General features: G+C 59.5%; 2 protein-coding genes. Both read left to right on the top strand.

The annotated features are described in order from the left end of the window. Positions 1 to 48: 48 nt before the first annotated feature. Complete coding sequence (locus ABIQ96_RS04065) at positions 49 to 3,492, top strand: hypothetical protein (RefSeq protein WP_348213273.1); 3,444 nt, start codon at positions 49 to 51, stop codon at positions 3,490 to 3,492. 168 nt (positions 3,493 to 3,660) lie between these two features. Next, the gene (locus ABIQ96_RS04060) at positions 3,661 to 10,701 is read left to right on the top strand and encodes a PA14 domain-containing protein (RefSeq protein ID WP_348213272.1); all 7,041 of its coding nucleotides are present in this window, start codon (positions 3,661 to 3,663) and stop codon (positions 10,699 to 10,701) included. The last annotated feature ends 42 nt before the right edge of the window (positions 10,702 to 10,743 follow it).

Below are 10,743 nucleotides of genomic sequence, written 5' to 3'. Positions count from 1 at the left end.
CCCAACCTTCGTCCGGTTATTGCGGACCCTCTACCTATCAACCGAATCATGAACCCCATGTCGCCATCCCACAATCATTCCATCCGCCAGATTCCCGGGCCGTCCCGGGCCTGGCAATACGCCGCATTGGCGTTTCCCATCTTCGCCGCTCTTGGCATATCCGCGCAGCAAGTCCAGGCGGGTATACTCAAGCTGGACTTCGCAAAAACCTTAACTCCCGCAGGAGTCGCCGGCGTCGACTATGCCACCGGTTGGAACCCGATTTTTGTCCCTCAACAACAAAACACGCAGGTGAACGCCGCCAACGTCGGTGGATCGGGATACGGTTTCGCGTTTGCCAACGTGGCATCTTATGACAACGGCAGTGCCGCCCAGCCTTTGACGCGTTCGGGTTTCTATACCTATGGAAACTCGGGTAACGCCCACGGATTCGCTGTGACGGGATTGAATCCCAACCTCCCGGTCAAACTCTATGCGTGCGCCGCTTGGGATGGAAATAGCGCTGGCGGCTATGTCGTCTATGGCGACAACGCTCCCGCCGGAGTGCGGGCTCAGACAGTCGGCACTCCCGGCACCAGCCCGACTGTTGCCAACCTGACCTATATCGGGACGGCAACGGCGGATGGCACCGGCATGGTTTCCGGAGCTCTCTACGGGCGAAATCAAATCACAACTGGCTACGCGGAAGGCCAAGTCGGCGCTTTCATGTTTGTCCCGACCCAGACGATCACGGCCAGTGCGGGTACCCACGGCTCTATCAGTGCGAGCGGCGTGAGCAACGCGTATGCCGACGCGACTCCCAGTTACACCATCACGGCTGACAGCGGTTACCACGTCGCGGATGTCTTGGTGAACGGTGTTTCGGTCGGAGCGGTCACCAGCTATACCTTCAGCAGCGGTGTCGCCACCAACTCTACCATCGCCGCCAGCTTCGCGGCCGATACCACCTCTTACACCATCACCGCCAGCGCGGGCGCCAACGGCTCCATCAGCCCCATCGGTGCGGTCACCGTGTTTGGAGGGGTTAATTTGCCCTTCACCATCACGGCCAACACCGGCTATCACATTGCCGACGTGCTGGTGGACGGCAGCTCGGTCGGCGCGGTTGCCACCTACACGTTCTCAAATGTCGCGGCAAGCCACACCATCGCCGCCAGCTTCGCGGTCAACACCTACGCCATCACCGCCACCGCGGGTGCCAACGGGACCATCAGTCCTAACGGACAGGCTGTGAATTATGGCGACTCTCCGACCTTCACCATCACGCCTGCTTCGGGCTACTACATCGCTGATGTGAAAGTGGATGGCGTCAATTTGGGAGCGATCGAGACCTACACGTTCGACGCCGTCACCGCGACCCATACCATCACCGCCAGCTTCGACAACCGGACGAGGGTCTATCTCGATCTTGCGAAAACCGGCGGTGCCTACACGAGTGGCTGGAATCCCGCCTTCGCCACCCAACAGGCGGATACGATGGTCAGCATCACCAGTGTCGGCGGTCTGGGCTATAATTTCACATTCGACCACGTTGCATCCTATGACAATGGCGATACCGCCCAGTCCCTGACGCGTTCCGGATTTTTCAATTTCGGAAATATTGCCAACGCCCATCCATTCACTCTTACAGGATTGATTCCGGGGCAGGTGGTCGGTCTCTACGCCTGCGCCGCATGGGATGGTAACGCCAAGGGCGGCTACGTCGTTTTCGGTGACAGCGGCGCTACCGGAGTGAAGGCCCAGACGATCGGCTCTCCCGGCAATGGCCCGGCCCTGGACAACCTGACTTTGATCGGAACGGCAACGACCGATGCCAACGGAATCGTCTCCGGCACCATGCACGGAGCCAACGGAGTCGGCACCGCATCCGAAGGACAGATCGGTGGTTTCGTATTCGCTCTTCAGGCTCCTCCGATCCGGACGATCACCGCCAGCGCGGGTGCTCACGGTTCCATCTCTCCCAGCGGCGCGGTCAGTGTGACTTCCGGCAGCAGCCAGGAATTCACCGTTACAGCTAACAGCGGTTACCATGTGATGGACATCCTGGTGGATGGAAATTCCGTAGGAGCACAGGCTTCCTACACCTTCTCGAATGTTCTCGTGGATCACACCATCAGTGCCACCTTCGCCGTGAATACGGTATCCTACACCCTCAATGCCAGCGCAGGGTTCAACGGCACCATCAACCCGAGCGGTCCGATGAGCGTGTTCCAAGGAGTCAATCAACCATACTCCATCACTCCCGACGTGGGTTATCATGTTGCGAATGTTCTGGTGGACGGAAACTCGGCCGGTGCCGTGACCGGTTACACGTTCACGAATGTCCAGGCGAACCACACCATCAGCGCAAGCTTCGCGATCGACACCTTCACCATCACCGCCAGCTCCGGCGCCCATGGATCTATCAGTCCGAACGGCGTGACTACGGTGGATTATGACGGTTCTCAGAGCTTCACGATCACACCCGCATCCGGCTATTACATCGCGGATCTGAAAGTGGACGGTGTCCCTGTCGGCACGAGTGAAACTTACACGTTCGACTACGTCGTTACGAACCACACCATCGCCGCCACCTTTGACAATCGTACCAGGCTCTACCTCGACTTTGCCCAGAACGGTGGCGGCACGACAAGCGGCTGGACTTCGGTTTACTGCAACAGCGTGGGAGGTGCCGCGCCACAGGATACGATGGTCAATGTTGCCAACGTAGGCGGCTCCGCCTATGGATTCGCCGCGGATCACGTGAGCGGCTGGGATGCTAACACTTCCGGCCAGCCATTGACCCGTTCGGGATTCTTCAACTACGGCGGCATCACCAATACCCACGCGTTCGGCCTGACAGGATTGGCCTCCGGGCAAGCCGTCCACCTCTATGCCTGCGCCGGCTGGGATGGAAACGCACGTGGCGCGACCCTCGTCTTTGGCGATAGCGGTGCCGCCGGAGTGAGGGCTCAAACCCTCGGCAATCCGGGGTACTATCCGACTCTGGAGAACCTGACCCTGATCGGGACGGCTACGGCCGATGGCACTGGAACCGTTACCGGAAACCTCCAAGGAGCCGGCGGCGTGAATTCCGCAACCGAAGGCCAGGTGGGTGGGTTTGTCTTCGTCCTCGAGGCTGCGGCCCCGATCGTGGACGTCGATGCCGATGGAATGGATGATAATTGGGAAAACTCCTACTTCGGCAGTACCAACGAAACCGCCACCGGTGACTTCGACCACGATGGCACCAACAACATCACCGAATTCCGTCTCGGTCTCATCCCGAACAGCGGCTCCTCGATGTTTGCGGCGTCCCTTAACAACGACGGTCTGATCCAGTGGACGAGCGCCGTCGGAGTGACGTTCTCCATCGAGCGCAGCACCACACTTGCCGCCGGTTCGTGGACGGTTCTGGAAGCATCGTTCCCCGGCACCGCCGGCACTGCGAGCTACACCGATCCCGAGCCGCCAGCCGGTCACGCTTACTATCGGGTCAAGCTCAACCCTTGATCCTGCCGGTCGAATGATATCGCTCCGGTCGGTTGGAAATCGATCGGAGTGACTCGGAACTTACCAGTTCAAGGGAGGCCTGCCGGGCCTCCCTTTTTCGAAGGAGGACATCAATTCTCGTGAATTGATGTCCTCCTTCGGAAAATAAAAATCTGACATTTTCAAAACATGCGTCTCCTATCCGATTTCTGCCGTCTCTCCAGTCTGTCGCTGGGTGCGGTTTTGCTGCTCGCGGTCGCGATGCCGGCATCCGCCGCCCTGCCCGCCGGGTGGACGGATGTGAACATCGGCGGCCCGAGTCCCACGGGGACGGGTGAATTCGATTCCGGCACGGGTGTTTGGACGATCACCGGTGGCGGAACCGATATTGGCGGCACGGCGGATCAGTTTAATTTCGCAGAGCAATCCGTCACTGGAAACGCGGTGGCCATCGCGCGGGTGACCGTTGTCGAGGCAACGAACACCGCCGCGAAGGCCGGGCTGATGTTCCGCGATTCGACCGCGGCGGGATCGCCATTCGCCAGTGTGATGGTGACGCCGTCATCCGGCGTGCTTTTCCAGTCGCGCGCGACTCCGGGTGGAACAGCTTCGAGTTCCAAACTAACAGGAATCGGTGCTCCCAAATGGGTGAAGCTGACCCGCATGGGTAATTTGTTCTGCGCATTCTTCAGTGCGGACGGAGTTTCATGGACACAGATCAACCGGCCGCAAACCGTGGCGATGGCGTCTCCCGCGTTGGTGGGACTCGCAGTGACTTCGCACGTCAGCGGAACGTTGAATACGAGTAATTTCAGCAATGTCTCGGTCTTGCCAAATGCCGCCCCCACAGTGGCCGTCGCTCCAAGCGCCAGTCCTGCCACGTTTACCGATACCCGCACGCTGCTCAGTGCGTCCGGTGCGGATGACGGAGAGGGAAAAAATCTAACTTACACTTGGGCAACCACCGGCACGCCGCCCGCTCCGGTGTCGTTTGTGGCCAACGGCACGAACGCGACGAAAAGGGCCACGGTCCTTTTCACGGCTTCCGGCACCTATGCCTTCCACGTAACGGTCGCCGACGCGGGCGGATTGAGTGTGGTGAGTGGCGATGTGTCGGTGAACGTGACGATGCCCGCCTCCACTGACATGCCGCAGTATCACAACACGTTCACCAGCGACGGAGTGAACGCGCGGGAGACATTGCTCACACCCAGCAGCGTGAACACCACGCAATTTCAAAAACAGTTCTCCACACCGGTGGACGGGCAAATCTACGCGCAGCCGCTCTATGTCGGTGGAGTGAACATCACCGGAGGAAACCAACCCGGCATTCACAACACCGTCTATGTCGCGACGGAGCACAACAGCGTTTACGCCATCGATTCCAACGGCGGCAACATCCTCTGGCGCACGACTCTCCTCGACACTGTCAACCCGTTGGTGAATCTGCTGGGAACGGATACGATCATCCCGATGCCCCAGGGCGAAAGCGGTTCCGCCGACCTCGGACCGGAAATCGGCATCACCTCCACACCGGTGATCGATGTCGCCCAGGGATTCCTGTATGTTCTAACCAAGAGCAAACAAACCAAGACCGGCGTCACCGGCGCGCATTTCGTCCAAACGCTTTTCAAGATCAGCAGCCAAAGCGGTCTGGTGCTCGACAGCGCGATCGTCGCCGACACGCTTTATGCGAATGGCATTTATACCTATCGAACCACCGATACAGGCACCGGCACGGATCCCTACACCGTCGGCAACGGTCTCGGCAATGGCGCGGGATCGATCCTCGTTGGCGGCGAGAATCGTGTCTATTTCAATGCCATGCGGGAATTCAACCGCTGCGGTCTGGTGTTGGCGAATGGCAGCATCTACATCGCCTCCGCTTCGCACGGTGACAACGGCCCTTATCACGGCTGGGTCCTGCGTCACGACGCCGCGACGCTCGATCTCACGGGTGCGCTCAATGCCAGCCCTAACGGAAGTGGTGCCGGCATATGGATGTCGGGCGGTGTTCCTGCTATCGATGAAGTGGGGGATCTGTATGTTGTTACCGGCAACGGCACCTTCGACGGACAGAACAACGGAACCGGCCTCGATGCCCAGGGATTTCCCAACAAGTCGAACTACGGCGACTGTTTCATGCGTTTGACCGACGATCCATACAGCGGCATTACCAACCAGAACGCCAATGGTTGGGGCATGCGGGTGGCGGATTATTTCTCCCCGCTGAACAACCATGACATCGATGGTCGCGATGCCGATCTCGGTTCGGGTGGAGTGGTGTTGTTACCTGATTCCGCCGGCAGCACGGTCCATCCCAAACTCGCCGTGGGTGGCGGCAAGGACGGCACCTTCTATCTGCTGGATCGCGCCAACATGGGGAAATTCGATCCCACGACCGACCACATTGTCCAAGAGTGGGGCAAGACCGCGACCACTGGAATCAATGGTGTGGTGAATACCCCGGCGTTTTTCAACGGCACTCTCTTCGCATTCCCCGGCTATGGCGGAGATGGGCGCGCCTACTCGATCAGCAACGCGGCGTTTTCGAGCGCTTACACGAGCCACACGACTGACAACATGGGAGCGCTTGACGGAACGGTCAGCATCAGCGCCAATGGAACTAACAACGGCATCGCATGGGTGCTGGACCGCGGAGCGAGCGAGTTGCGCGCCTATACCGCGGGCAACCTCGCCAACCGTTTGTGGACGAGCGCCACAGCGGCGGCCAACCGCGACAAACTGCCGGGGGCGGTCACGAAATTCGCCGTGCCCACCGTGGCCGACGGCCAGGTGTTCGCAGGGACATCGGGGACCGGTGCTTCGGGATTCCTAGCAGTTTACGGTCCGCCGGTGCCACCCACCGCGGGACCAGCGGCACCTTCCGGAATGGCGGCGGTTGCGGTTGCCTTCAACCAAGTGACCCTGAGCTGGGTGGATAATTCGAGCAACGAGGATTCGTTCCTAGTCGAGCGCTCCAGCAACGGCGGAAGCAATTGGACGCAGATTGTCAATGCGAGCGCCAATGCATCCGATTACACGGATTTCACCACGCTGGCGACCACCAGTTATCAGTACCGCGTCCGTTCCCACAATGCCTTCAATACGAATTCCTACTCGGCCTATTCGAACGTGGCCGGGATCACGACTCCGCAGGCTCCACCTAACGGAAATGGTGACGGTGCTGCCGCCGCGTATTTCATGGATGTGGGAGGTGTGCATCTCAGTGGTTCTCCGGCCCTCACGCGGGTGGATCCGACGATCAATTTCGATTGGGGCAACACATCACCCGGCGCACCGATCGGAATCGACACTTATTCCGTGAGATGGACCGGTAAAATCCAGGCGCAATACAGTCAGACCTATACGTTTTACACCAACTCCGACGACGGCGTTCGTCTGACGGTCAACGGTGTCGTGCTGGTGGACAACTGGACCAACCACGGCAATACCGAAAACTCCGGAACCATCACTCTATCCGCCGGACAGCAATATGCGTTTGTCATGGATTACTACGAAGATGTAGGCGGAGCGGTGGCGAAATTGTCATGGGAGAGCGCATCCACGGTCAAGCAGGCGATCCCGCAGGCGCAGATCTACTCGGGGACCGCTCCGGGCGCGCCCACCAACCTGACTCTGACAGCCGCCGCCAGCACGCAGCTCAATTTAAACTGGCAGGACCATTCTTCTAACGAAACCGGCTTTGATGTCGAGCGCAAGGCGGGGAGCGGCGGAACCTATGCGGTCGTCGGGTCCGTGCTGCCGAATGTAACGACCTTTGCAGACAGCGGCCTGGTGCCTAACACCGACTATTATTATCGCGTGACGGCCACCAATTTCGCGAGCAACTCCACCTATTCCAACGAGGCGCACCTCCTGACTCCTGTGCCGCCGCTGACACCCACTGGCGCCTATCCTTCGAGCAACACCACGACCTCGGTTCACCTGGCCTGGACGGACAATGCGGACAATGAGGACAACTACCGCATCCTTCGAGCGGCCCCGGAACAGACCTTCATTGTGATCGCCCCGAGTCTTCCTCCGAATACTGTCGCTTTCGACAATACGGGGCTGACACCGGGCACGGAATACGACTTCCACATCATTGCCTCGAACATCGCCGGATATTCGGATTTCGCCGGGATCTCGACGGCAACCTTAACTGTTCCTCCTGCCGATCTGGTTGCCGCCGGAGGCGCGCATCAGATCTCTCTGAACTGGACGCCGCCGTCCTACAACGGGGATGCGGCCGATCTGACGTTCAACGTCTATCGGGGAATTTCTCCCGGCGGTGAAAACTCGACGCCAATGGCCACCAATCTCACCGACCCGGGATTTACGGACATCGGCGTGATCGATCAACAGACTTACTTTTACAAAGTGACCGCAGTCGATCCGGGCGGGGAAAGCGCCGTTTCAAATGAGGCCAGCGCCTTCTCTCTCCCGGGTGAAGGCTTGTATATCTCCTCGGTCGCGGGAGCCAACGGCTCTATCAGTCCGAGCGGGCTGGCCAGTGTGACCGCTGGCAGCAGCCGGAGTTACACCATGACGGCCAACAGCGGCTATCATGTCCTGAATGTCCTGGTAGACGGAAATTCGGTGGGTGCGGTGAGTGCTTACACGTTCACCAATATCCAGGCGAATCACACCATCAGCGCCAGTTTCGCCGCCGATGCCATCACCTACACGCTGACCTCCAGCGCGGGAGCCAACGGCTCCATTAGTCCGAGCGGTGCGACAAGCGTGACACAGGGGAACAGCCAATCCTACTCCATCACTCCCTCCACGGGCTACCACGTCGTGAATGTCCTGGTGGACGGTAATCCGATCGGCCCGGTGACCGGATATACTTTTTCCAATGTCCAGGCGAACCACAGCATCAGTGCCAGCTTCGCCATCAACACCTACACGCTCACGGCCAGCGTGGGAACCAACGGAAGCATCAGCCCCAACGGGACAACCGTGGTGAATTCCGGGGCGAACCAGAGTTACACCCTCACGCCGGCTTCGGGCTATTACATCTCGAACGTGTTGGTGGACGGCAGCCCGGTTGGCGCGGTTGGCTCGTATACGTTCACCAATGTCACCGCGAATCACTCCATTTCCGCCAGCTTCGACAGCCTAACGACAAGGCTGTATCTGGATTTCGCGCCGAGTAATGGAGTTACCACGAACGGCTGGACTCCGGTGTATGCGACCCTCCAGCAGGACACATCGGTCAATGTCCCGAATGTCGGCGGGTCGAGTCTGGGGTTCACCTTTGCCCACGTCGCGGCTTACGACAAGGCCAGTGCCACCCAGCCGCTGACGCGAGGAGGATTCTACACTTACGGAAACAGCGGCAATACCCATCCGTTCGCGCTGACCGGATTGATTCCGGGCCAGTCGGTCATTCTCTACGCCTGTTCTGCATGGGATGGCACCGGAGCTGGAGGCTATGTTGTCTTCGGAAACAGTGGTGCCGGCGGAGTGAAAGGCCAGGCGATCGGTGATCCCGGCACCAGTCCGACCTTGGCGAATCTAACTACGATCGGAACGGCCACCGCCGATGCCACCGGTGTGGTGTCCGGAGCGCTTTACGGCCGCGACAAGATCACTACGGGCTATGCGGAAGGGCAGGTGGGAGCATTCGTGTTTGAAATCCAGGCTCCTCCGATCCGCAGCATTACCGCCTCAGCGGGCGCCAATGGATCTATCAGTCCGAGTGGCGTGGTCGGTGTGACTTCCGGCAATAGCCAGAATTTCACCTTCACCGCCAGCAGCGGATATCACGTGGCGGATGTCCTGGTGGACGGTGTCTCGGTCGGCGCGTTGAGTGGTTACACGTTTACCAATGTCGTTGCCAGCCATACGATCAGCGCCAGCTTTGCCGTCGATACGGTCAGCCATACCATCACCGCCACTGCGGGTGCCAACGGGTCCATCAGTCCGAGCGGTGCGACTAGTGTGTTTCAGGGAGTCAACCAGGCCTTCGCCATTGCTCCCGCTACGGGCTACCACGTCGCCAATGTCCTGGTGGATGGCAATCCGGTCGGCCCGGTGAGCAGCTATTTATTCACCTCCGTCACCGCAGGGCATACCATCAGTGCCAGCTTTGCCATCGACACTTTCATGATCACCGCCAGTGCCGGATCAAACGGCAGCATCAGTCCTAACGGAGCGACGTCGGTCGGTTATGGTGGCACCCAGGGTTTCACTCTCACGCCTGCCTCGGGCTATCAAGTGGTGGACGTGCAGGTGGATGGTTCCTCGGTCGGCCCGGTTGGAAGTTACACATTTTCCAATGTCACCGCTCCCCACACCATCAGTGCCAGCTTCGACAACCGGGCCCGGCTTTACATCGATTTCGCCAAAACCGACGGCGCTTCCGGGACCGGCTATGTGAGTGGCTGGAGTCCCGCTTTCGCCGGCCAGCAGCAGGACACGATGATCAATATTACCAACATCGGTCTTTCGGGCTACGACTTCACATTCACCCACGTGGCGTCCTACGACAACGGGGATACCGCACAACCCCTGACTCGTTCGGGATTCTACACCTTCGGAAACAACGCGAACACACATCCCTTCACGCTGGCGGGATTGAACTCCGGCCAGGTGGTCAGCCTCTATGCCTGTGCGGCGTGGGATGGAAACAACAATGGCGGTTATGTCGTCTTCGGCGACAGCGGTGCGGGCGGCGTGAAGGCTCAGACGATTGGCAATCCCGGGACCAATCCGACGCAAGCCAATCTAACGATGATTGGGACGGCGACGGCCGATGCCAACGGGATGGTTGCCGGAACCCTGAACGGAGCGGGTGGGGTGGGGGCCGCAAACGAAGGCCAGGTAGGCGGTTTCGTATTCGTGATCGAGGCCTCGGTTTCATCGCCTGACGCGGACGGAGACGGGATGACGGACGCTTGGGAAATGACTTATTTCGGCAACACCAACCAGACGGCTACCGGAGACTTTGACAACGACGGCACCAATAATCTAACGGAGTTTCGCCTCGGACTCATCCCGAACAGCGGCACTTCGATGTTTGCCGCCGTCCGAAGCACGGCAGGAGTGATCCAGTGGCCAAGCGCGGTGGGCGTGACGTTCACGATCGAGCGCAGCACCGATCTTGCGGCTTCGTGGCAGGTGCTGAACTCGTCCTTTCCCGGGACCGCTGGCATGGCCAGCTTCACCGACACCGTGCCGCCAGCCGGTAAGGCGTTCTATAGAATCAAGCTCAACCCCTGATTACCCGATGAAGACAAGTCTTCCGAAAACATCCCGTCCGCC

The organism is Luteolibacter sp., from assembly GCF_039920825.1.
In the GTDB taxonomy this organism is placed as follows: Bacteria; Verrucomicrobiota; Verrucomicrobiia; order Verrucomicrobiales; family Akkermansiaceae; genus Luteolibacter.
This window is presented reverse-complemented; position numbering and strand designations above follow the sequence as displayed.

Coding starts and splice junctions, on each gene's coding strand:
- ABIQ96_RS04065 (WP_348213273.1), top strand. CDS start 49: ATGAACCCCATGTCGCCATCCCACAATCATTCCATCCGCCAGATTCCC.
- ABIQ96_RS04060 (WP_348213272.1), top strand. CDS start 3,661: ATGCGTCTCCTATCCGATTTCTGCCGTCTCTCCAGTCTGTCGCTGGGT.